General features: G+C 60.4%; 19 protein-coding genes. 8 read left to right on the plus strand and 11 right to left on the minus strand.

All coding sequences use genetic code 11. The features are described from left to right. Positions 1–295: hypothetical protein (locus WCA85_RS13255; RefSeq protein WP_424064519.1), on the plus strand; the 295-nt coding region annotated here is incomplete at its 5' end. A 263-nt stretch (positions 296–558) separates the two neighbouring features. On the opposite strand, the gene WCA85_RS13260 is transcribed toward WCA85_RS13255, so the two are convergent. From WCA85_RS13260 to WCA85_RS13270, 3 genes are all read right to left on the minus strand, one after another. Further along, positions 559–3,312: a terminase gpP N-terminus-related DNA-binding protein gene (locus WCA85_RS13260; RefSeq protein ID WP_424064521.1), complete on the minus strand. Its 2,754-nt coding sequence runs from the start codon at positions 3,310–3,312 to the stop codon at positions 559–561. A 163-nt stretch (positions 3,313–3,475) separates the two neighbouring features. Further along, positions 3,476–4,660: a glycosyltransferase family 4 protein gene (locus WCA85_RS13265; RefSeq protein WP_424064522.1), complete on the minus strand. Its 1,185-nt coding sequence runs from the start codon at positions 4,658–4,660 to the stop codon at positions 3,476–3,478. A 151-nt stretch (positions 4,661–4,811) separates the two neighbouring features. After that, positions 4,812–5,738, minus strand: coding sequence for a LysR substrate-binding domain-containing protein (locus WCA85_RS13270; RefSeq protein ID WP_424064523.1), 927 nt, complete (start codon positions 5,736–5,738; stop codon positions 4,812–4,814). Between the two features lie 132 nt (positions 5,739–5,870). Here WCA85_RS13270 and WCA85_RS13275 point away from each other — a divergent pair, with 132 nt between their 5' ends. Next, a complete protein-coding gene (locus tag WCA85_RS13275; RefSeq protein ID WP_424064525.1) occupies positions 5,871–6,638 on the plus strand; it encodes a transporter substrate-binding domain-containing protein in 768 nt (255 codons plus the stop codon). Positions 6,639–6,692: 54 nt separating this feature from the next. Further along, positions 6,693–7,808, plus strand: a complete 1,116-nt coding sequence (locus WCA85_RS13280; protein ID WP_424064527.1) for a succinylglutamate desuccinylase/aspartoacylase family protein — start codon at positions 6,693–6,695, stop codon at positions 7,806–7,808. A 54-nt stretch (positions 7,809–7,862) separates the two neighbouring features. Here the strand turns inward: WCA85_RS13280 and WCA85_RS13285 are convergent, their stop codons facing one another. From WCA85_RS13285 to WCA85_RS13295, 3 genes are all read right to left on the minus strand, one after another. Continuing rightward, on the minus strand, positions 7,863–8,129 hold the full coding sequence (locus WCA85_RS13285; protein ID WP_424064529.1) for a cupin domain-containing protein: 267 nt from the start codon (positions 8,127–8,129) through the stop codon (positions 7,863–7,865). 156 nt (positions 8,130–8,285) lie between these two features. Further along, positions 8,286–10,421, minus strand: coding sequence for a phosphocholine-specific phospholipase C (locus WCA85_RS13290; RefSeq protein WP_424064531.1), 2,136 nt, complete (start codon positions 10,419–10,421; stop codon positions 8,286–8,288). A 62-nt stretch (positions 10,422–10,483) separates the two neighbouring features. Beyond that, positions 10,484–10,867 carry a hypothetical protein gene (locus WCA85_RS13295; protein WP_424064533.1) on the minus strand — a complete coding sequence of 128 codons (384 nt, stop codon included), beginning with the start codon at positions 10,865–10,867 and terminating at the stop codon, positions 10,484–10,486. A 216-nt stretch (positions 10,868–11,083) separates the two neighbouring features. On the opposite strand from WCA85_RS13295, the gene WCA85_RS13300 reads away from it, so the two are divergent. From WCA85_RS13300 to WCA85_RS13315, 4 genes are all read left to right on the plus strand, one after another. Further along, positions 11,084–13,039, plus strand: coding sequence for an amylo-alpha-1,6-glucosidase (locus tag WCA85_RS13300; RefSeq protein ID WP_424064535.1), 1,956 nt, complete (start codon positions 11,084–11,086; stop codon positions 13,037–13,039). An 85-nt stretch (positions 13,040–13,124) separates the two neighbouring features. Beyond that, a complete protein-coding gene (locus WCA85_RS13305; RefSeq protein ID WP_424064537.1) occupies positions 13,125–15,848 on the plus strand; it encodes an MGH1-like glycoside hydrolase domain-containing protein in 2,724 nt (907 codons plus the stop codon). A gap of 213 nt (positions 15,849–16,061) precedes the next feature. After that, the gene (zwf, locus tag WCA85_RS13310; protein WP_424064538.1) at positions 16,062–17,663 is read left to right on the plus strand and encodes a glucose-6-phosphate dehydrogenase; all 1,602 of its coding nucleotides are present in this window, start codon (positions 16,062–16,064) and stop codon (positions 17,661–17,663) included. Positions 17,664–17,804: 141 nt separating this feature from the next. After that, complete coding sequence (locus WCA85_RS13315) at positions 17,805–18,560, plus strand: ROK family protein (RefSeq protein WP_424064617.1); 756 nt, start codon at positions 17,805–17,807, stop codon at positions 18,558–18,560. 6 nt (positions 18,561–18,566) lie between these two features. Here WCA85_RS13315 and WCA85_RS13320 read toward each other — a convergent pair whose 3' ends face one another. The 4 genes from WCA85_RS13320 to WCA85_RS13335 all read right to left on the minus strand — a co-directional run bounded on the left by WCA85_RS13320 (position 18,567) and on the right by WCA85_RS13335 (position 22,198). Beyond that, positions 18,567–19,562: an aldo/keto reductase gene (locus tag WCA85_RS13320; RefSeq protein ID WP_424064540.1), complete on the minus strand. Its 996-nt coding sequence runs from the start codon at positions 19,560–19,562 to the stop codon at positions 18,567–18,569. A 122-nt stretch (positions 19,563–19,684) separates the two neighbouring features. Further along, on the minus strand, positions 19,685–20,884 hold the full coding sequence (locus WCA85_RS13325) for an MFS transporter (protein ID WP_424064542.1): 1,200 nt from the start codon (positions 20,882–20,884) through the stop codon (positions 19,685–19,687). 231 nt (positions 20,885–21,115) lie between these two features. Further along, on the minus strand, positions 21,116–21,421 hold the full coding sequence (locus WCA85_RS13330) for a HigA family addiction module antitoxin (RefSeq protein ID WP_424064618.1): 306 nt from the start codon (positions 21,419–21,421) through the stop codon (positions 21,116–21,118). An 81-nt stretch (positions 21,422–21,502) separates the two neighbouring features. Next, the gene (locus WCA85_RS13335) at positions 21,503–22,198 is read right to left on the minus strand and encodes a mobilization protein (protein ID WP_424064544.1); all 696 of its coding nucleotides are present in this window, start codon (positions 22,196–22,198) and stop codon (positions 21,503–21,505) included. Positions 22,199–22,600: 402 nt separating this feature from the next. Here WCA85_RS13335 and WCA85_RS13340 point away from each other — a divergent pair, with 402 nt between their 5' ends. Further along, positions 22,601–22,921: a hypothetical protein gene (locus WCA85_RS13340; protein WP_424064546.1), complete on the plus strand. Its 321-nt coding sequence runs from the start codon at positions 22,601–22,603 to the stop codon at positions 22,919–22,921. A gap of 59 nt (positions 22,922–22,980) precedes the next feature. Here the strand turns inward: WCA85_RS13340 and WCA85_RS13345 are convergent, their stop codons facing one another. Then, positions 22,981–23,505, minus strand: a complete 525-nt coding sequence (locus WCA85_RS13345; RefSeq protein ID WP_424064548.1) for a thioesterase family protein — start codon at positions 23,503–23,505, stop codon at positions 22,981–22,983. Between the last annotated feature and the right edge of the window lie 321 nt (positions 23,506–23,826).

The following is a 23,826-nucleotide window of genomic DNA, read 5'->3' on the forward strand; positions in this document are numbered from 1 at the left end:
CGAAGTCGCGGCACGCAGGGCGTCGTGCGAGCACCAGGCTGCGCAACGGTCACAGCTGCTCGCATGCTGCGGGCATGACTCTACCGATGCTCCAGTGTGGCGCGATGCGCTCGCGCAGCACGGCTTGCACGGTGCGAAGCTGAGTGCGGCCGTCGAAGCAGCCGAAGCGAACCTCGCCGCGACGCTGGTCGAACTGCATTGCGCCCGCGTGGCGCTGCAGCGGGAAATGCATGCTTCTGAGCTGGCGCAGACCCGCGTGCGTGAGATCACCAGGCAGTCGCGGGGCGAGGGCTAAAGGCGGCGCGCGGACGAAGCCTTCGTCGTCAAGATTTGAGCTCGCAGGGTCGTCCTTCGATATGCGCCCCTCGGCAGTGGGTTAGGCAAACCCGGCGGGCGGTCTCGCGTATGACGGCATGGCTGCAAAATTTCAGGCGTTCGCAAGTTCGATTCTGACGCCTCGCATTGATCGACGAGGCGTCCGTGAGAATCGCTTGCGGCTCAATTTGCTAGCGACTTAAAACGTACCTCGGACCAGATCCGAGTTCACGTCACGATTCATCAAAGCCCAAGCCACTCTGAAATCATGATGCGCTGCTGCGTGTAGAGCGGGATGGGACTATGGGCGTCGAGATACGCATGCACCTGGTCCGGAGTCAGGTTCGGATATCCATCATGGATCATCTGCTGCTGCAAGCCGGCTGGCGCAGGTCCGTTGCCGCTAAGCCATGCATTGATGCTGTCGAAAGTAGCGTCGTCAAGCTGCAGCGGATCATTGAGGTACCGTCGAAGCTCATTACGCCCCCACGCTGGAGCCGCCGGAGCGGGTCCAGCGTCCGTCGCGGTGTCGCCCTCCATACGGGCCTTCTTCGCCGGTGGCTCCGTTCCCAGACTGCCCGGGGCGTCGGTGGGTTCGATATAGGCCTGCTTGGACGGCGAAAAGTAACCGTCCCCTTTTTCGACGTCTTTGACCCACGGCTCCGGGACGCCTGTTTGCTTGGCAATTTGTCCGGGTTGCAAAGCGCCTTGGTCATCGAGTTGCTGTGTTTGCTCGTATTGCTGGCGCGTCATCGGCTCGACTTGTGGCTGTAGGCTGGTTGATGGCGCTCCTTGCGGCTGGGGTGTTGTTCCGGCAGCTGGGCCAAGCTCTGCTGGCCTGACGTGCGTAACCGGTTCAACCGGGAATCCAGAGGTCCGCGCATATCGCACCGCACTGCGATATGCTGCGAACGTATTGCCACCCGTGTATTTGTTTGCCGCATCCTGCAACGAAGCTCCCTTTGACAAGTCTGTATAGATGTACGCTCCGACGTGGTAACTCTGCCACCGCGCTCCCGTCTTTGGATTGACTTCGTAGGGGGGCAGTAAATCGTGATCCTTCGCATATCTCGTTGCCCAATTTTTTACCGTCTTATCTTTCACGCCGATTTGAGATGCTATCTCCTTGTAACTTGCGCCGGTGCAATAACTTTCGTATACATCGCGACCGAGCGCATCAGTGTACTTCTCCGTTCCCGCCCCTCCCGGCAATCCGGTATCCGAATTCAGCTCCCAGTTCCCGTTGTTGTCCAGCCGCACAGGATAGGGCGGTGCGGTGCCCCCATGAGGCGGTTTCACGGCCCATGTTTCGTTATCCTTTTGATAACTCACCGAAAAGGTCTGGTCACCCTGCTGGATGTAGGCATTTCCCTTGCTGTCGCGGTAAATGCCTCGGAACTGTGGATCCGGCGTGATGACTTCGTATGGTTTGCTCGTGTAGGTACTGGGTACCTGAGGAATGCTCGACGATGTGTTCGCGGGGGGCTGCGCACCCGTGTTCCCCGTATTCAGGCCACTGGCCGCGCCGGCTTTGCCTTCCGGAACGCCCGCCTTGTCGCCGCTGGCATCGCCAGACGAGTTTCCGTCTCGGGTTTCCACTTCACTCCTGTTCGACCCACGCACGCCAGGCTCTCCACTTTCGCCTTTACCGAACAACTTACCGCCGGGAATTTTCGCTTCCCCCAACATCCCCCCAGAAATGCCTGAAAGAAAATCAATGCCGTCCCTCGCGTCCTGGGAAAGCGACTTCGCCGGAACGATCTGGTTTGTGAACAGATTTACGCCGGGAATCAGTCCGACGAAGAACCGTCCCAGCACATCTTCGGTCTGCTGTTGCCACACCGGCTTCGGCGGCGTATGCGCGTCGAGATACTCGGCCTTGATCGGTCCACCCTGGCTGGCTGCGTGATACATCTTGCCGTCCTCGAGAACACCCCTGTTCATCTGCTGATAGCGATCCAGCAGTTCCGGTCCGTAGTTGCCCACGTGGAGGTCGTCGGTCTTCGTGTCCGTAAAGTCCGCAAGCGGGGGCGGCAAATTGGGAGTGCGCCGGAAAGGATCGCTGTGGATTGTTGAGCGCGCTTGTTCAGTCTTGGCTGACGCGTCCTCATACCAGTTCTTGACGTCCTTGAAACTTTCGGGATGCTGCTGCGCCAAATACTGAAACTCCTGCACGTTGCGCTGGGACGTGAAGGCTTTCTGGGCAAACGCGGTCAGCCGTTCGAAGGGACTCATGTTGTCGAAGTCGCCCAAAGTCGCAATCTGCAGGCTTTTGGCATAGTCCCGCGCTGCGAACAACTCGTTATCGGCTTCGGCCCACTGCTGATCGGTCTGTGTTCTGCCCTGCGAGGTGCGGGCCTGGATCTGCAGTTGCATATCGTGACGTATTCCAGCGGCCTGACGGAACAGCGACGCCCGCTCCTCCGGTGTTCTTGCCTGATCAAACTGGGTGCCCAGGTGTTCGAGTAGCGCCGATTGTTGCTGGCCCGCCGATCCCAAGTATTGCGCACCGAATGGCGAGGTGAATTCAAGCCGTATACGCTGCGCTGAGTCGGCCATGCACTTTGCATATAGCGCATTCAGGGGTTTATCCATGTCGTTGGCCATGGCCTGCGCAATTCTCTGGCGATCCGATGCCGACGTCGCCGATTCATACATGTTGATGCCCTCTGCCTGCCTGCGGCTATACAGGTCCCGGTCTTTCTGCGACAACGCTTCGATCTTCTGGCGATTGAGGGTCTGCTGGGTTTCAAGCTTGATGGCATCCTGCGGCATACCGCGCAGGCCGTCCTCCTGCAGATCCGCCAGCGCTTTGGCGTTCGTGCTGTCGTCCGGGTAACCCTGGCCGTTCTCGTTGCCATTGATGAGTTGTGTCGCCTCGATCGGTGGGATTCGCGGGATCGACTTCGATTGCAGGGTCTGTGGGGGGGGCTGGCTATCGGACGATGACTGACCGGACCATGCGCTGAAGTCCGTACCGCTGACGGGAGTAAACATATGCTCACCTCGCTTCGCTGTTAGGAATGTCCACGGCAACGCGCAGACATGCTCATAACAACCGATTCTGTGGAACACGAGGTAATGAATATTTGAAGCGTCGAGAGTTTCGGGTCCCCGGACATGCGTCCCAATCGATGCGATCAAGCTTGGCTCATGAACGCTAGGCTGCTTCCTGGGTACGGCGCGCTGGATTGATCATGGATTCAGCCAGTTCAATCGTGTTCGACGCAAATAGCAACGGCGTCCACCGTTTTACTGTCGCGAGCGCGTTTGCCGAGAATCGCTCCCGTAAGGCGGCGTCTTTCCCCAGTTGCATCATTCTTGCAGATAGCGCGGATTCGTCGCCGGGTTCGACGATGAACCCGTTCACGCCATCCAGCACCAGTTCATCCGCGACGCCGCAGGTCCGGGTGACGATAACGGGCCGGGCGGCGGCAAACGCTTCGTTGATGCATAAGCCCCACTGATCGAACTGGCTTGCAAGCACAACGAAGTCCGCGAGGGCATAGAGGCCGGCCATGTGCTGGTTCGGCACCGAACTCAGAATGACGACGTGCCTCGCCATGCCGAGCCGGTCGATCTGATCGAGCAACTGCTGCTTGCACGGACCTTGCCCGACCAGCACGAGTGACACTCCCGTCGTGTGGAGTCCTGACTGGTAGAAGGCTGCAATGAGAAGATCGATATTCTTGCGCGCGACAAAGCGGCTGACGCACAGCACATAGCGCGCTGGCAGTGCGAAACGCTCGCGGATTTCTTCGGCGTTTGAAGTCGCCTCGCGCGCCAATCTGGCAAAGTAATCGACATCAATCACATCAAAACCGATGCGCGAGCGCTCCATGGGTATGCCCAATGATGCCGCGTATACGCGATGCTTCTCGCCAGCGACGAGCGCCGCATCGAAGCGGCCAACCAGAAGTCGCTTAAGGCGCTCCTTGAGGGCGTAACGCTTGCCGTCGTCGGCTTTGGAGTCCGACATATAGATAAGCGCGAAGCGGCGCGTCAACGCTTTCAACGTGCAGAGCACGACGGAATAGTTGGTGTTGTAGCCGAGCGTGACCACCACGTCCGGCGCGAAATCGCGACACACCTTCAGCAATCCGGCGGTGACGCGGGCGGTATGGCCATCGCTCTCACCAGCATGCTCGATCAACGTGACACAGTTCGCGGGATGCGTATTGAAGAACGCGGCGCGACGATCCTGCGGAAAGCCGTAGACGCCAGATTTGCCGAAGACTTCAACCAGAAACACCTCATGACCGCGACTATGAGCAAGGCGCAAGAGGGCCTGATAGCGCGGCACGTGATAGTCCCCCAGATTGCCGACGACAAATAGGACTCGCATGGGAAGGCTGAGGATTGGGGTTGGGTTGGAAGTCATCGTAACCCGTGAGTCGCGTCGACCCATGTACTGTCCGGCAATAGCGAAGCTTTGGCGGGTAAATCTGAATAGGTTCGCAAAACGCCATGCGGCGAGTGACGGTGATGCGCCAATGCTAGCCGCCCCGCGCCCGCACCGTGCGCGTGTACGACGCAATCATCGTGGCCAGTTCCTGAGCGGCTGGCGTCACCGGAATCGCGGCACGCTGCAGCAGGCAGACATCCTGTTCGACCGCTCGCTCGCGCACTGCGATAGAGGTCAGCGCATGAGCGAAGAGGTGGTGTCTCGCGACGATCGATGACTCCAGTGACAGGCAATCCGTTTCGCTCACCAGATGCAGGCTTTCGAACAACCCTTCCACCGTGGCGATGATGTTGGGCGGCGGGAGGCCGTGGCTTTCGAGCAGGGTGCTCAAACGATTGGCTTGCGGGTCGTCGGTCAGGTTTGGCGAGCGGGTCGCGATCCACGAGCAGTCGCTCAGTTCGGCGAGTGAAGTGGCGCCTGCTTTTGGATGGCCACGCCGGCAGACGACTACCGGATCGGACGGATACAGCCGCGTCACCGATAAGTCGGTCGTATCCGTGTACTGCGAGACCAGCGCCACGGCGAAGTCCAGTGTGCCTTCGCGAATCCACGCGATCATCATCCGTGAAGTGCCGGTGCGCAGATGTACCGAGACCCGTGGAAAGCGCGCGCGAAACTCCATCAGCACGGGCGCCAGCGCGTCGATCAGCGGCTCGGTTGTCATGCCGAATGTGACCTCGCCGGCAAAGTCCCCGCGCAGTTGTTGCACCTCCTGCTCGGCCCGCTCGCATTCCCCGAGAATCGCGCCGGCCCGTTGCAGCAGGCGCTGCCCCAAGGCGGTCAGCGCAATGCCGCGATTCGTGCGGGTGAAAAGGGTAGCGCCAAGGATCAGTTCGAGATTCTGCAATTGCTGCGTGATGCCGCTCTGCGCCGTGCCAAGCGCCCGCGACGCCGCGCGGATGCTGCCGTGCTCGGCGACGGCGGTAAATACGCGCAACTGGGCAATCGTCAGGGCCATAGCGGGGAAAGGGCGTGGTGATCAGTAAATATGATCATGATAGTCCGTATGGGACTTCTTCAGTGCACCCACACCCTTTAGCATGCGCCGAAGCTACCGCTTTCACGCTCACCCTCCGCCCTCCGGTTCGCCATGAAAACTCCGTTGATGATTCTGATCGCCGCGCTGACCTTCAGCAGCGGCGCATTCGCCAGTGACACCAGCACGGTGCGGCTGGGCATCGATCCAAGCTACCCGCCGATGGACGCCAAAGCCCCCGACGGCAGCGTGCAAGGCTTCGACGTCGATCTCGGCAACGAAATCTGCCGCCGCATTCACGCGCATTGCGAATGGGTCGAGCTGGAATTCTCCGGCATGATTCCGGCGCTGCAGGCGCGCAAGATTGACGCGATCATGTCGTCGATGGCGATCACGGAAAAGCGCGAGCAGCAGATTCTGTTTTCGTCGAAGCTGTTCCAGTTCAAATCGCGTCTGGTGGCGAAGCAGGGTTCGGGGCTGAGCGACGCGCCTGCCTCGTTGGCGGGTAAGCAGATCGGTGTGCAGTCGGGCACGCAGTTCGAAACGTATGCGCAAGCCAACTGGGCGCCTCACGGCGTGAATGTGGTGGCGTACAAGAGTCAGGATGAGGTCTTCACGGACCTCGTCAACGGTCGCCTCGACGGCGCGCTGCTTGGCGCGGTGGAGGCCGATCAGGGCTTTCTGCGCACGCCTGCCGGCAAGGGCTTTGCGTTTGTCGGCGTGCCGCTTTCGATGGGCGATCGCGGCGTTGGTATCGGCCTGCGCAAGAACGAAACGGCGCTGCAAGCTTCGATCAATGACGCCATTGCGTCGATGCGCAAGGACGGCACGTATGCGCGAATCGCCCACAAGTATTTCGATTTCGATCCGTACGGCAACTAAGCCGCGGCTGCGTCAAATCTCTGCGTCCAACGCGATACCTCATTTGATTCGATCATGAAAAAACAATCGATCCCGCTTCTGTCGCCCGCTATCGGCACGCACCGCGAACTGGTGAGCTTCCACTTCGGCCCGTCGGATAGCGGTCAGAAGATCTTCGTTTCGTCGACGCTGCATGCGGACGAAACTCCGGCCATGCTGACCAACGTGCTGTTGAAACGCCGTCTGCTCGAACTGGAGGCGCAAGGCGCGCTGGCCGCTGAAATCGTGCTGGTTCCGGTGGCCAATCCGGTTAGCCTCGGACAATCGGTGCTCGGCCAGTTTGTCGGACGCTTCGATCTGGGCAGCGGCAAGAATTTCAATCGCCATTTCCTGCAGTTCGACAAACTGATTGAACGCGCCGAAGAGGCGCTGGGTGCAGACCCAGTCGCCAACCGCCAGATGGTCCGGCAATTCATGCGCGAAGAACTGGATCGGCAAACGCCGCTGACCGAATTCGAATCGCTGCAACTGGCGCTGTTGAAACTCTCGTTTGATGCGGACGTCGTGATCGATCTGCATTGCTCGCTGGAAGCGGTGATGCATGTGTACACGAGCGAAGCTGCGTGGGCCGATTTCGAACCGCTAGCCCGCTACCTTGGGGCGCGCGCTTCGCTGCTCGCGACGGACTCTGGCGCTGGCGCATTCGATGAGACGCACAGCCTGCTGTGGTGGCAATTGCAGCAAAGCCTGCCGGCCACCAAGCCGGTCGACACCGGGACCATTGCAGTAACGGTGGAATGTCGCGGCCAACGCGATGTCTCGTATGCCGTAGCGCAGCAGGACGCGGACGCGATCGTCAACTATCTGATCTGGCGCAAGGCCATTCGCGCGGAGGCACTGCCGTTGCCTGAATTGCTCCAGCCGGCCACGCCGCTCGCCGGCAGCGAGCAGTTTTATGCGCCGGTCAGCGGCATTCTCGTGCACCGCGCGAATATCGGCGACATGATTCGCGCCGGCGATCCGCTGTTCGATATCGTCGATCCGCTGACTGACGAAACCATCACGATCAGCAGCAAGACCGATGGCATTTTCTACATGCGCCGTGCGATTCGCTTCGTAACAGCGGGGGTGCCGCTTGGACGAGTGACGGGAACGAAGCCGGTGCGAACGGGCGTGTTGCTGGGGGCTTAAGAAAAGGCAGGGTGAGGTGGGGCGAGTGGCGGGATGCTGCCCCCGCCTTCGCCTTTACTTTCTACCCACGAGATACTGCACGCCCTTCGGTCCATACCGTTCCTCATGCGCGATATGCGCAGCCAGATGGAACACGTCCCCTACCTGGTAGCGCTGCTCCTCCTCGCCCACGCGAATCCACATCTCGCCTTGGACGATCAGCGCCTTCGCCTCGAACGGGTGCTCGTGCGCGTCGAGTGAGCCGCCGGGCTCGCGGTTCACTGTCACGACCTCGGCAAAGCCCTCTTGTTCGAGGATGCCGACAAATGCTTCGCGTTCCATGTCGCCTCCTGGTTGTATCTCAGCGGTTAGCGCTTGCCATGAAACGTGGACGAGACGCCGCAAAAAACGTGCCGCTGAACTCGCCGAACATCGATCATACCCAGCCATCCAATATCATGCTGACGCTGACCGATGCCCGGCGCAACCGCAGAGACTTCAGACTACCGTCAACATCGGCGCTACAGCAGCTGGATCGCTGATGCTCGGCCGGCCGTTTTCAACGTGACCGGCAAGACGCCGTGCAAAGCTCGCATCTTCCTGGCTGCTGACCGTCAAGTCATACCAGTGATGGCTCGACGCCAGCACCCACGCCTCTTCGATCTCGGCACCGGCCGGTACCAGCACCTGGCGCGGACGGGCACCGTACGCGTTGTCGTTCACCGTCAGACGAGCGATGCCGCTGCCCTTGTTGATGAACTTGAGGAACACGTTGCCATTCGCAACGTCGTAGTGCGTTCTGACTTCCGGCAGCGACGGCTTGCTGCTTCTCCCCTGGGTTGGCGTTTGAGTCGTATTGCCCGCGAACTTGCGCACGAATCCGTTCGGGCCGAAGACCTCGAACGTGTACACGCCGCTCGTTGTCGTCAGATCGAAGGCTTCCTGCAAGGATTTGCCCGCTTCGACGGTATAGCGCCACGGACCATCGGTGCGGTTGGTGGCGTACACGTAAAAGTGCGCGCCCTGTTCGCCGGTGTTGGCCAGTTCGATCGCAAACGTGTTGTGCGCGACATCGACATGACCGTTCACATGCAGTTCATACGGCAACGCGCGAGCGAATCGGATGCCCGCCTCTTGCGGATCGATCGCGCCCAGCGTGGTCGGGACGACCGGTGCCGGATTCACGGCGCACTGGTTGTCGGCCATGCTGATGTAATTGCTGGTATCAGGCAGCGGTGGCATCTTGACGTCCGGCGTGCGGAAGTCGAACGCGGTAGTCAGATCGCCGCAAACCGCGCGGCGCCATTGCGTGATGTTCGGCTCGGTCACGCCAAAACGGGTTTCGATGAAGCGGATCACCGAGGTGTGATCGAACACTTGCGAGCAGACGAAGCCGCCCTTGGTCCACGGCGAGACGATCGTCATCGGCACGCGGGGCCCAAGGCCGAAGGGCAGGCCATCAGCGGTATAGGTGCCGCCACGCAGCGGATTGACCACGTTGTGAATTTCACCCTCGACGCTCACCGTCGATTGCCCCTGAGCCGCCGTCGTGGCCGGTTGCGGCGGCACGATGTGATCGAAGAAGCCGTCGTTCTCGTCGTACATGATGAACAGCACCGTCTTGCTCCACACCTCTGGGTTCGAGGTGAGCGCATCGAGAATCTGCGACGTATATTCCGCACCATAAGCGGGCGTGTAGCTCGGGTGTTCCGAGTAGGCGGCTGGTGGACACAACCATGACACCTGCGGCAGGTTGCCCGCGAGCACGTCGTTCTTCAGATCAACGATCGTACGCACCGTCTGTGCGCGCTCGTATAGCGCGGAACCCGGTTGCGCGTCGATGAAGTTGACGAAGTTCTGCAGGATGTTGGTGCCGTAGTTGCCGTTCAGCGGATCGGCGCCCGTCAGGCCCTGCTGATACACCTGCCAGGAGATGCCCGCGGCTTGCAGACGCTCCGGGTAGGTCTGCCATGACAGCAGCGCATACTTCGGGGGACCGTCACCGTCCACGTAATCGTTGTTGTCGAGCAGCGGGCCGCCCATCGTGCCGCTGGGGTCGATCATGCCCGTCATCAGATACGAGCGGTTCGGGTGCGTCGGTCCCGCCAGCGAACAGAAATAGGCATCGCAGACGGTGAACGCATCGGCCAGCGCGTAGTGAAACGGAATGTCGCTTCGCAGGTAGTAGCCCATCGTCATGTCGGTCTTGTACTGCGGCCACTGGTTGTACGCGCCGTTGTTGATCGCGTAGTGCGTCGGGTACCACGAGTGGTCGAGGTCGCCAATACATTGCGCGCTCGTCGTCTGCGTGTTCAGATGGAACGGCAGCACGGGTTGCGCGGCATTTTCCTTCGACGGCTGATACCACACCGGTTGCTGGCCGCCCGGCAGCGGAATCGGGAAGCGGTCGTTGTAACCGCGTACGCCGCGCATATGGCCAAAGTAGTGGTCGAACGAGCGATTCTCCTGCATGAACACGACAATGTGCTCAATGTCCTGAATCGTTCCGGTGCGCGAATTCGCCGGCACTGCCAGCGCATTGCGGATCGATTCGGGGAATGCGGCTAGCGTAGCGGCTGCTCCAGCGGATGAGGCAACGGTTTGCAGGAAACGGCGACGGCTATTTGAGGTCATGGGTAATCACCTTCTGCGGGGAGGAAGATCAGCGGGTCTTGCGCCTTGGGATTACTGCATTACTAATTGCGACTGCTGTTCGGATCGCTGTCGCCAGGTGCGAAATGCATCACTGGCGGGACTTGCTGGCTGTCCGCTGCGAGGCTCGCTTCAACGTTTTGCACGGCGATATCCGTCACGTCGTCGGGCGTGCTGCTCAACGCAGCGGAGGCGCCGGATGGAATCGAGGGGGGGCTCGCCGGTGCGGCTGGTTGCGTGGGCGACTGCGTGGCAAATTGAGGTGGCAACTGGGCGACTGGCTGCGTGACCGGCGGTGTAGCCGCATCGGCCGTGGCGCTCGACTGATTGGCGCTTGCCGATGTGCCGTCGTCCGGTCCGCAGGCGCTCAGCGTGATGGTTGAGAGTGCAACGAGTACGGCCGTGGCCGCATTGAAGTGTCGTCTCATGTCTGCATCCTGATTCGGGTAGCGGATGCAGTCTCTAGCGACTTGAAGAAAATATTATGAAAGATTGTGAAACGTTTGCGAGGTCAGTTAGCCTGGGTCGCAACCGTTTGCTGTTCGAAAGCAAACGGAAATAAAAATGCAGTAATACACGTGCATGCGGGCCTGTTTCATGGCAAACCGATAAGATCGAAGTCAGCAGGAACAGACGGTGATCCCATGACACGCATCGAAAAACCTTTCGATCCCGACCGCCTCGAAGACGAATGGCTCGAGGCCGATGGCTTCGGCGGTTTCGCCTCGGGTACGGTCGGCACGACGCGCACGCGCCGCTATCACGCTCTGCTGCTGGCGGCCACGCACCCGCCGGGCGGGCGCGTGGTCCTCGTCAACGGCATTGAAGCGTGGCTGGAGGCGAACGGCCAACGGTACCCGCTGACGATGCAGCGGTATGTGCCTGACCTGGTGTATCCGGAGAGCATCAGCTTGCTCGGCTTCGACACCACGCCGTGGCCCACCTGGCGCTTTCAGCTCGACGAGGATGCCGTGCTGACGGCCGAAGTATTTGTTACCAAGGCCACCGGCGAAACCGTGCTGCGCTGGCATGTGGCGAAGGGCGCCGAGGGTGGCGCGCCGTCGCATCGCTACACATTGAAGGTACGGCCCTTGCTGTCGGGACGCGATTATCATGCGTTGCACCATGAGAACGCTGCGTTCAACTTCAACGCGGAGATCGACACCGACCAGGCTCAGGTGAGCTGGCAGCCCTATGGTGATCTGCCCGTCATCCACGCATCGACCAACGGGGTATATGCGCACGCGCCCGACTGGTATCGAAACTTCTGCTATGTCCGCGAGCGCGAACGCGGACTCGATTTCAGCGAGGATCTGGCGACGCCTGGCGTATTCAGCTTTGAGCTGGCCGATCGCGAAGCGCTAATGATTCTACGTGCCGGCACGCAAACCGATACGGCGGCTCCTGCGCCCGCCGTCCAGCGTGCCGAAGATCTTGCGGACACCGAATATACGCGCCGCACGACATTTGCGTCGCGCATGCATCGCGCTGCAGATGCTTACCTCGTGACACGCGATCAGGGCCGCACCCTCATCGCCGGCTTTCCGTGGTTTACCGATTGGGGCCGCGACACCTTCATTGCCATGCGTGGCCTGCTGTTGACCCTGGGCAGGCACGAGGCCGCGGAAGCGATCCTGCTCGAATGGTCCACGACGATCTCCGAGGGCATGCTGCCGAATCGCTTCCCCGACTTTGGCAGCACGCCGGAGTACAACGCGGTCGATGCGTCGTTATGGTTCGTGGTGGCGGTGCACGAGTACCTCACGGAGGAGCAGGCGTCCGATGCGACCCGCAATCGCTTGCAGCAGGCCGTAGAGGCGATTCTTGCCGGCTATACGCATGGCACGCGCTTCGGCATTCGCGCCGACGAAGATGGGCTGTTGCGCGCGGGCGTTCCCGGCGTTCAACTGACGTGGATGGACGCGAAGGTCGGCGATTGGGTCGTGACACCGCGTATTGGCAAGCCGGTTGAAGTGCAGGCGCTGTGGATCAATGCCCTGCGCATTGCGGCGCGTTGGAATCTGCAGTGGCAAGACGCAGCAGATCGCGCCTCACAGGCTTTTCTCGTGCGTTTCACAGATCCGGCGAGCGGCGCCCTGTTTGATAACGTGGACGTGGATCATGTGGCCGGCAACGTGGACCGGTCCATCCGGCCGAATCAGATTTTCGCCGTCGGGGGCCTGCCGTTTCCGCTACTTGAAGGGGCGGCTGCGCGCGCCGTGGTCGAACAGGTCGAGACGTATCTGCTGACGCCGCTAGGCCTGCGTACGCTCGCGCCGTCCGATCCCGCTTATTGTGGGCACTACGGCGGCGGTCAGTTGGAGCGCGACGGCGCCTATCATCAGGGGACTGTGTGGCCTTGGCTGATCGGCCCGTTTGTCGAAGCATGGTTGCGCGTGCATCAACCGGATGCCAGCGCGCGCGCCTTGGCGCGCACGCGCTTTCTCGCGCCGCTGGAGGAACATCTGGATCATGCTGGCCTCGACCACGTTTCGGAAGTTGCGGACGGTGATGCGCCGCACAAGCCGGGTGGTACGCCGTTTCAGGCGTGGTCGCTGGGCGAACTGCTGCGCGTCAAGCGGATGCTGGCTACCGGGTAGGTGGTGCCCGCTATCATCACCTACCAGTGCAAAACGCGCTAGGATGTGAATCCCACCGCCAAGCCTTGATGCAAGGGACATCGCCATGCCGCCGCTGCGTGCCGCGAATCTGCTCGCCACCATCGAAGGGACCCGCCTGCACTCCAAGGAGTGCGCCCACTGGCAGCGCTGGGGCCCCTATTTGAGCGAGCGCCAATGGGGCACCGTGCGCGAGGACTACAGTCCTGACGGTACCGCCTGGGACTACTTCCCGCACGATCATGCGCGGAGCCGGGCGTATCGCTGGGGCGAAGATGGCATTGCCGGTTTCGGTGACGACAAGCTCAGCTGGTGCGTCTCGCTGGCCCTTTGGAATCGCAAGGACCCGATTCTGAAGGAGCGCCTGTTTGGCCTCACCAATGCGCAGGGCAATCACGGCGAGGACGTTAAGGAGCTGTACTTCTACCTCGACGGTACCCCCACGCATTCCTATATGCGCATGCTGTACAAGTACCCGCATGCCGCCTATCCGTACGACGATCTTGTTCAGGAGAACGCACGGCGCGGCGCCGATATGCCCGAGTACGAGGTGCTCGATACCGGTGTGTTCGACGACGAATGCTATTTCGACGTACAGGTCGAGTACGCAAAGCACACCCCCGAAGACATCGTGATGCGCGTGACGGTCGAAAATCGCGGGGATCGATCCGCATCGCTCGACGTGCTGCCGCAGATCTGGGCGCGTAACAGCTGGTCGTGGAAAGCGCTTGATGAGCGGCCGTCGCTGGCGCTGCATACGTCGCACGGCGAAACGCATCTGCTGGGGATGCAGCACGGACGTGATCCGATGATCGTCACCGCATGGTCTGACGATTCGCCGGACCTGACGTGGCTGTTCTGCGAAAACGACACCAACGTCAAACGCCTCTTTGGCATGGACGGTGCAGGTCCGTTTAAAGACGGTTTCAACGACTACCTCATTCACGGCGACGCGCAAGCCGTTCGGCACGATGCGGGCTCCAAGGCGGCGGCGCACGTGCCGCTGGAATTTGAGCCACATGGCCGCGCGGTGATCTACCTGCGCTGGCACCCCGGCTCGGCGCCGGACGAGGTCCCGCTTGATGTGAAGGCGCTATTCGCTCGCCGCATCGCAGAAGCCGACGCGTTCTATGCGGCATTGCAGCACGACATGCCGGATCCCGATTCACGCCTCGTGCAGCGCCAGGCGCTAGCAGGCATGCTGTGGTCGAAGCAGTATTACCAGTTCGATGTCCAACGCTGGATGGACGGCGACCCCGCCCAGCCCACACCGTCCGCGGGCCGCAAGCGCGGCCGCAACGCAGACTGGCGACATCTGTGTAACGCGGACATCGTGTCGATGCCCGATAAGTGGGAATACCCTTGGTACGCGTCTTGGGACCTGGCTTTTCACGCAGCGGCGTTTGCGCTGATTGATCCAGAGTTCGCCAAGCGTCAATTGCTGCTGCTGGTGAAGGACCGCTACCAGCATCCCAACGGCCAGTTGCCCGCCTATGAGTGGGCCTTCAGCGACGCGAATCCGCCCGTACATGCATGGGCCGCGTGGCGGGTCTATGAGATCGACCGCGCGCTAACTGGCAAAGGCGACCGCGATTTCCTCGAGCTGGTGTTCCACAAGCTGCTGCTGAATTTTTCGTGGTGGGTGAACCGCAAGGACGCGGACGGCCACAACATTTTTCAGGGTGGCTTTCTTGGGCTCGATAACGTCGGCATCTTCGACCGCTCGTCGCCACTACCGACCGGCGGCCATCTCGATCAGGCCGACGGCACCGCCTGGATGGCAGCCTACGCGCTCGACCTGATGCGCATTGCGCTGGAACTCGCGTTTGCCAATCATGTGTTCATCGATATCGGCATCAAGTTCTTCGAGCACTTCCTGTATATCGCCGAGGCCGTGAGTTGCGACGATGGCTGCGAGACGGGCCTGTGGGACACCGCGGACCAGTTCTTCTACGACAAGCTGAAGCTGCCTGACGGCACCAGCGTGCCGTTGCGGATGCGCTCGATTGTCGGGCTTATCCCGCTCTTCGCGGTGCATGTGCTCGAGGAGCGCCTGCACGGCGCGCTGCCTGAATTGCGCAGCCGGCTATTGTGGTTCCTCGAGCATCGGCCTGATCTCGCCAAGTTGGTGTCGCGCTGGAACGACCCCGGCAAGGGCAACAATCTGCTGTTGTCGCTGCTGCGCGGACATCGGATGAAGGCGTTATTGCGGCGCGCCCTGGACGAATCAGAATTTCTTTCCGATCACGGCGTGCGCGCGCTTTCGCGCGTCCATCGTGACGAGCCGTTTGTGTTCACATACAACAACTGCAACTTCACGGTGAAGTATCTGCCGGCGGAATCAGACTCGCGCGTGTTTGGCGGGAATTCCAACTGGCGCGGGCCAGTGTGGATGCCGGTCAATTATCTGTTGATCGAATCGCTCTATGAATTTCACCGCTATTACGGCGATGATTTCCGTGTTGAGTACCCCACCGGCTCAGGTGAGAAGTTCTCGCTGAGCGAAGTCGCGGACCGACTCGCGCAACGTGCTACGACGCTATTTCTCAAGGACCGCGATGGCGTGCGTCCGGTGATGGGTGCCTATCCGCTGCTGCAAGCCGATCCGCGCTCTCGAGATCTCGTGCTGTTTCATGAATATTTCGATGGCGACAATGGTCGCGGCGTGGGTGCGTCGCATCAGACCGGGTGGAGCGGGCTTGTCGCGCTATTGCTGCAACCGCGTGTGATGGACGAGGCGGGCATTGTGCCGGTCTCGGCGGAGAATGAAGCGGCGTTCGCGACCAAGTAGGGGTTGTTGGTGGGTTTTACCCGTTCGATTAGGTCTGGTCAGGTTCGAGCGGCCCGAAGCGAGGAGCGCGTGCGGGATTCGGTGCATTACAGAACCCCTGCAAACCGGTGATTCGCTACTGTTTTTGAACTGTCCGGCGCCGGGCCTGGTCTTTCATGTAGTGCCACATCCGTTCCATTGGCTTCCTTTAGTTCTTTTAGCAAAGTGAACCCCATGCCGACCACCCCGAACGCGCCCGATTCCTCTCCCGCCGCCAGCGCCAAACTGCCTGCCGACCCGAATTCGTCCACCACTGCCGCACCTGCAGGCAAGCGGCCCGCGCCGCCCTGCACGCTGGTCATATTCGGCGCAGCCGGTGATCTCACCAAGCGTTTGCTGATGCCTGCGCTCTACAACCTGACGGTGGACGGCCTGCTCGATGCGCAGATGAAGATCATCGGCGTCAATCAGGGAGAGCAGGAAACCAGCGCATGGCGCGACGAACTCTTCAAGGCGTTGCAAGAGTTTGCTGCGGACAAGGCCAGTACGTTCCATACCGCGAACCTCGACGAAAAGGCGTGGGGCTCGCTCGCACAACGCCTCGAATATATGGCGGGCGAGTTCGAAAACGACGATACGTTCGCGAACCTGAAACAGAAGCTCGACAAGACGCCGGGCGGAAACGTGGTGTTTTATTTCGCGGTAACCTCGCGCTTCTTTAAGCCGATTGCCGAGCGCCTGGGCAAAGCGGGCCTGCTCAAGGAAGGCGATGGCGGAAGCGGTAGCGGCTTTCGCCGTCTCGTGATCGAAAAACCGTTTGGCACCGATCTGGCGTCGGCGCGCGATCTCAACGAACACATTCTCACGTACGCGAAAGAGGAGCAGGTTTATCGCATTGACCACTTCCTCGGCAAGGACACGGTACAAAGCATTCTCGCGGTACGCTTTGCGAACGCTTTGTTCGAGCCGGTGTGGCGGCGCGAGTACATCGAATGCGTGCAGATCACCGCGGCGGAAACGCTTGGCATCGAGGCACGTGGTAAGTTCTACGAACAGACCGGCGCGTTCCGCGACATGGTGCCGAACCACCTGTTCCAGTTGCTTGGGATGGTAGCGATGGAGCCGCCCAATTCCTTCGATGCAAAAGCGGTGCGCGACAAAAAGGCTGAGATCTTCGACGCGATCCAGCCGTTGAAGCCGGACGATGTGGTGTTCGGACAGTACGAAAAGGGACCGGCAGGGCAGGGCTACCGTCAGGAGCCGGACGTTGCACCGGACAGCAACACGGAAACCTATGCCGCGGCGCGCGTATTCGTTGAAAACTGGCGCTGGGCGGGCGTGCCGTTTTATCTGCGTACCGGCAAGCGCCTCGCCGCGCGTCGCACGGAGATTGCGGTGCAGTTGAAGGCGGTGCCGTTCCGGATGTTTCGTGATACGCCGGTGGACGCATTGACGCCCAACGTGCTGACGTTGCGCATCGACCCCACCCACGGCACGAGTTTCGATTTCAACGTGAAAACACCTGGGCCGCTGATGCAGATGGGTGCGGTGCAGTCCGACTTCAACTACAACGATTTCTTCGCGGAACGCCCGAATGTGGGCTACGAGACGCTGCTTTACGACTGCATGCTCGGCGACGAGACGCTGTTTCAACGCGCCGATAGCATCGAAACGAGCTGGGCCGTGGTGGACGACGTGCTGCATCCAAAAGGCAAGCCGGCAGCGGTACACGGCTATCCGGCGGGCAGCGAAGGACCGGCCGAAGCCGATGCGCTGCTCGCGCGTGACGGACACGCCTGGCGTCCGTTGCAGCATGAAACGGACGGCAAGAAGTAAAACCCGAATCATCAAGAGACTGAATCACTCGCACACCAAAAGGGGGCCGACGTGGCGACACGCAAGAGCACTGCCAAAAGCGAAACGAAAACCAGCGCGAAACGAAGCGCTAAGAGTAGCCATACCGGCGGCGGAGAGCGGATTCTTGCCGTTGACGTGGGCGGAACGGGCCTGAAGGCCGCCATCATCGATGCGCATGGCAAGATGCTGACCGAGCGGGTGCGTGTCGCGACACCGCATCCGTGCACGCCGGATCAACTGGTCGACGAACTGGTGAAGCTGGCCGAGCCGATCGTCGCGCAGCATCCCCCTACGCGTATTTCGATTGGTTTTCCGGGCGTCGTACGCAACAATCGCGTGCTAACCGCGCCCCATTTCGGCAACGAGGGGTGGCATGACATTCCGCTGGCTGAATCGCTTGCGACACGGCTCGGCGGCTTGCCGGTACGCATGATCAACGACGCTGAAGTGCAAGGCTTCGCGGCTATCGAAGGTCACGGTATTGAGTTCGTGCTGACGCTTGGAACAGGTGCTGGCACAGCGCTCTTTCGCGACGGCGAACTGATGCCCCATCTCGAACTGGCGCATCACCCGGTCAGCAAAAAATACGCTTACGACGAATACATTGGCGACGCCGCGCGCATGAAGGCTGGCAACAAACGCTGGAACGTCCGCGTCGAAAAGGTGATCGGCATCCTCGCGTCGCTCGTAAACTACGACAAGCTGTGGATTGGTGGAGGCAATGCCACGCGCCTCACGTTCAAGCTGCCGGAGAATGTCGCGGTAGTGTCGAACGATGCGGGTATCGAAGGCGGCGCGCGCCTCTGGCATCCGCGCTCGCTGCGCGAAACGCGGCAGTTGCCGGAAGCTACGCAGCGTACGGGTGCTTTCAAGTAGCCAGCTTTATCGCGCGGCGTCGCCCCAACGATATTCAACGGTCACATCGTCGAGTTGGGCTTTGAGGTCCGCGTCTAACGTGAGGTCAATCGCGCTGAGCGTGTCGGTGAGCTGATCGGGATTGCTCGCGCCGATAATCGCAGACGTGATCAGCGGATTGGCCAGCACCCACGCAAGCGAGGTTTTCGTCAGCGACGTCCCCGATTGTTTGGCGATACCGATCAGTTTGTCGATCGTTTCGAATTCACGTTTGTGCCAGTACCGCTCTTGGTACATCGCGCCGGCTTTGCCCACGGTGGCGGTGAAACGCCCTGTCTCCGGCTGGGCGTCGAGGCGATGCTTGCCAGTCAGCAGGCCACCCGCTAGCGGGTTATACGGCATCACCGCGAGTTGTTCCTCGTCGGCTAGCGGCAGCAGTTCGCGCTCGATCTGGCGGAACAGCAAGTTGTAGCGCGGTTGCACGGAAACGAAACGGGCCACCCGCAACACATCCGCACGTCCTAAGGCGCGCGCGAGGCGGTACGCGAGAAAATTCGACACGCCGACATAGCGGGCCTTTCCTGAGCGAACGATGATGTCGAGCGCTTCGAGTGTTTCGTCGAGCGGCGTGTCGCGATCGTCGGAGTGCAACTGATACAGATCGACGTAGTCGGTGCCGAGCCGGCGCAACGACGCGTCGATGGCATCGAGCAGATGCTTGCGCGACGCGCCCTGATCCCACGGAGACGGCCCCACCTTACCCACTGCCTTGGTTGCGACGATGAAGCGCTCTCGTTTGCCCTTCAGCCAGCGGCCCACGATCTCCTCCGTGCGGCCCGCCAGCTCTTCGCTGCCGCCCAGCGGATAGACGTCGGCGGTATCGATGAAATTCACGCCGGCGTCGGTTGCCTTGTCGAGGATGCCGTGCGAAATTCGCTCTTCGGTCTGCAAGCCAAATGTCATTGTGCCGAGGCACAGACGAGAGACAGTCAGGCCAGTGCGGCCAAATTTGCGGTATTGCATGATGGACTCCGCTAGAGGTGAGATTGCCAGAATGCGCTTAACGAAAAGCATAACGTGTATCGGCGATCAACGTCGGCGGGGACGGCACCCGTCTCGATCGCGCGACGACTGCCACGAAGGCATCAGTCGGGAACAACGGCTGGCGAAGGTTCAACAGAGCGCGGCTCTTTGCCATAACGCATGGCCACCGCCGCGAGACAAAGCGATGAGATACCGCCCAACACGATAAATGCCTCGCTCGTAGAAAGGATGCTGGTCAGCACCGCACCGAAGCAGGGCGCGACGAACTGCATGAACATGCCCGTGGATTGAAGCGCTGCACTGGCGCTTGCGACCTGATTCGCAAGTCGGCGCGCAATGAAAAGGCGGCACTCGATCCGGAAACGCGCGCCAACGAAGCCGGTCGCGAAGAACGCCATCGCCAGCAGAAGCTCAGCAGGCCGCAGCGGAAGACGGAAGATGCCGCCCATCGCGACGAATACACCCGACGTCACGAACACAGGCAAGAGGAGTGCGCCCAGACCTTCGCGCTGTGCGGGGCGTGCCGTCGGCAACAGACTGCCGAGCATGCCGCCAAGCGCGGAACACGACACCACGATACCGAGCACTGACTTGTCGAAGCCCTGGTTTCTGAGCATCAACGGAAACTGGTTGTTGATCGCCGCGCCCAGAGCGAAGGAAATGCCGACGCAGAGCAGGAGCGGCACGATTGCGCCGGTGAAAGTGGCGCGCGGGGCAGTGTCTTTGCCTGCGGCTTCGGGTGTCGCCTGTACCCGCGCTGCCGACGCCGCCATCAATACGATCGCCGCGGCGATGAACACAAGCGAAACAAGCACTGTGCGGTTGTCGCCAGCCCATGCGGCCACGATGCCGCCGGCTGCGGGCGCGCAGATCTTGGCCATGCTCTGCGCCAGACTGAGAAGCCGGAACGCGCGGCCTTGCTGAGCGTCTTCGACGTTCGTGGTGACGTAACGGGTCTCCGCAGGGTCTGTGAAACCGAGTGCTGCCGATTTGAACGCCACCACCGTGAGAAAGGCCACGAAGTTGCCGATCCACAACAGCGCTGCCGTCGTGAACAGCGTGAGTGCCAGCGCGGTGACGATCACCCGCGTGCTTGAATAACGACCGCATACCTGGCTAATGACACGAGTGAGCAAGATGGGCGGGACGAGTAGCGCCGCGCTCAAAATGACCAGATCGAACGGGGTGGCCTGGAACCGATAAGTAGCGATGTTCAGAATCGCGAGGAAATTAATCCAGCCACCAAAGCTTGCACAAAAACTCCCGACGAGAAACAGATAAAAGCGACGGCTATTCGGCATACTCACTCTCAGCGCATAGGCAGTTGATTGGCTTTCACGGCCGGCTTAAAAACGCCGGGGCGCAACAGGGCCTTCGACGTATGTCGAATGGATAAAATCAGGCATGCTAATTAAATAGGACGAGACTAAGCAAACCCGCGATTGCACGCGGGTTCAGGCGAACTTTTTGCTAATGGGTGCAGCGGCTAATTCCAGTGATGCGGGTCGTGCCGATCGTCAAGTAGCCAGCGCCTAGAACAGCGCCGGCTGCTGGGTGGACACCACGGGCACGACGTTGAGTTCGTCGAGCCGCAGGCGTGCCTTGGCGAGATCGTGAAGCAATTGCCTTTGCAACCAGGTTTCCGCGCCGCCGCCAAATGCCTTGTCGAGCCGCAAAGCCATCTCGGGTGAGATGCCTGCCTTGCCGCTCAGCAGGTTCGTTAAAGCCTGACGACTGACGCCCAACACCAGCGCACCTTCAGTGACGGTCAAATTGAACCGCTCCAGACAGTTCTGCCGGACGGTAATGCCTGGATGGATGAATTCTGAATCGGCCATGGACTGAACAATATCGACGAACGGGGTGTTCGTCAACTGACAAGTGCTGCTTGTCATCGACGCATCCCTTCCGTTGACCGGTTAGGGCGCGATCTTGTCGATTTCCTCATAGACGCGATTGAGCCAGACCTTCACCCGTTGACGCTCCAGCATGCCAAGACCTGTGCTTGCGCGATCCGGATGATGCGCGGCAGCCCAGAAGCTCGAATTGCGCTGGTCGATTTTCTGCATCGTCGCGTCGGGCAGATGGCGCAGCGAAACGAAGGTCGCACCCAGCGCTTCCGCGCGCTGCCGTTCGCCTGATGCTTCCAGGAGTTCGAAGCGTTCGCCACGGATTTCGTTTAGCACGATCACGAGGCGTAACTTGCCACCGAACTGGTCGAGCCATTGCCGCAGCAGGTCGACCGAGTCGCGCCCAGCGTCCATTACGTGCCACCACGTGAGCGCGATACCGCTTTCCTGCGCGATGCCGAGCACGTCGGAGTCGTCGAACCACTTCGAAACCGATTGCTGCGTTTGTGCCGCGAGGTCGACCAGGATACGGCGCTCGGGTTGTTCAAGCGCGTGTTCGATCACCGGGTCGAGACTGTCGTGGTCGTCGAGGACGGTGGGAGCGGTGAATTCTCCGTAGTAGCGCAGTAGCGCGCCGTGCGAGCGGTCAGTATCGAAGCCGAGAAGCGGCACATTGCGATCGATGAAGTACTGCGCCAGAACACGGGCGACGAGCGACTTCCCTACCCCGCCTTTTTCTCCGCCAATAAAGTGCACGAAACTCATGGGCTCGATTCCTTGTTGTCCTGCGTGGGTGGTATGGAGTGCAAGTGCACGACGGGGCATGCGCATAGGCTACACGGGAAAAATTCGCCCGGGCGGTCTTTTCTTCCCTGGTCGAGGCGCAGTAAGTGCCGGACAGGCGATCATGCATCATGCCAGCCTACTATGACAGAACGGCCAAATCGCCTTACAGCAACTCGTTCATGCCGCTTGATCGCTGAGCGTCGGGTGGCCACCGGGACAGTTCGACATCGCCACCCGGATCGTCCACAATCGGCACTCGGCCGATTCACTAAAACTTGCGGCGAAGGTTGATCTCACGTCAACCTTGCGCGCGAGCAACGATCAACTCCATTTCCGCGGCATCTGGCCAACATGCCGGTTCTACAGATCGAAAGGGACTCTATGCTGATACAAGAGGTTCAGACATCTGACGAGCGCGAACTCGAACAAATGATGATCCAGGTGATCAACACGAGCGTGCGCGCTGAGGAAGCAGAGAAAATAGCCGTCGTTCAAAATGTCTTAAAGAACCTGCGGCTGTCATTGGATAACCCACAGGAGTGCGTGCATTTGAAGTGCGCGTCAAACGAGGTGAGACCGTACGTCCGGGTGAACTCGTCGGCGAACGCAGTCGGTTTTTACGCTGCAATGGGTTTCGCGGTATTGGAAGATCAGCCCCGCTGGGGGTCAAGTACTCCGATGGAATACCTGCTTCGCACCTGAACGGGCAACCAGCGTTCAGCGTCTGCAACGGACTGAACGTCTGTCCGTGCGAAAGAAGATCAAGGCGCCGTCATGCCTCCTTCCGCCTCGCTCCAGCGCGCAACCCACTCAGGCAACACTGGCGACGGCTGCGTCACCTCCGACAGTTGCATCAACTCGGCAGTCGTCACGATGCCGCCACTTCGCTTCAGGAACCGCGCTCGCACGACGGACAGCGCCACTAGCACATCATCGCGCACGAACCCTTGCTCGATGAAGATGTGCTTTTCGTCCCAGCCGATCACGCGGGTCTGGACGTCATAGCGATCACCAAGTTCGAGCGAGCGGTGAAAGCGCATCGTTTCCAGGGTGACAACGGGATACCAGCGTTGTGCCTTCAATTGCCGCCACAAGCCACTACGCATCATCAGATCGACGCGCGCCAGATCGAGGATCGTGAAGTAGCGGCCGTTGTTCATATGCAGCAACACGTCGAGGTCGTTCAGCCAGACGCGAAAAGGCGTAACGCAGGTGTCGAGCACATGCAGCCTGCTTCGGCCACGGCTGGTAAAAAGCAAAAGCAACAAGCGAATGATCAGACTCATGGAACAGCCCCCGATGGCAGGAACGCGCCGCAGGCGGCGTGGAAACGTGAATGGTAGTCGCGCGGCGAAGATTCGCGGCATAGACGGCGGAACAAATCGGTAGAGTTCTCATTCGAAAGGAAACGGCGTAGCTGCCGGGCGTCGAATGACCCCGTGCAGTTATTCTGCGTGTTCCGCGTGTGCGTTGTGCTGTACACAGCCGCGATGAATTGGCATTCGCGCGGCCGCAACTGTGATGCGCCACAGGTCAATATATGGGAAGATTTTTTCAAACCTGATACGTAATGAACCGATCCTGATGAATATCCTGGCAGCGTCTCC

It is taken from the genome of Paraburkholderia sp. (assembly GCF_049581445.1).
Lineage (GTDB): Bacteria > Pseudomonadota > Gammaproteobacteria > Burkholderiales > Burkholderiaceae > Paraburkholderia.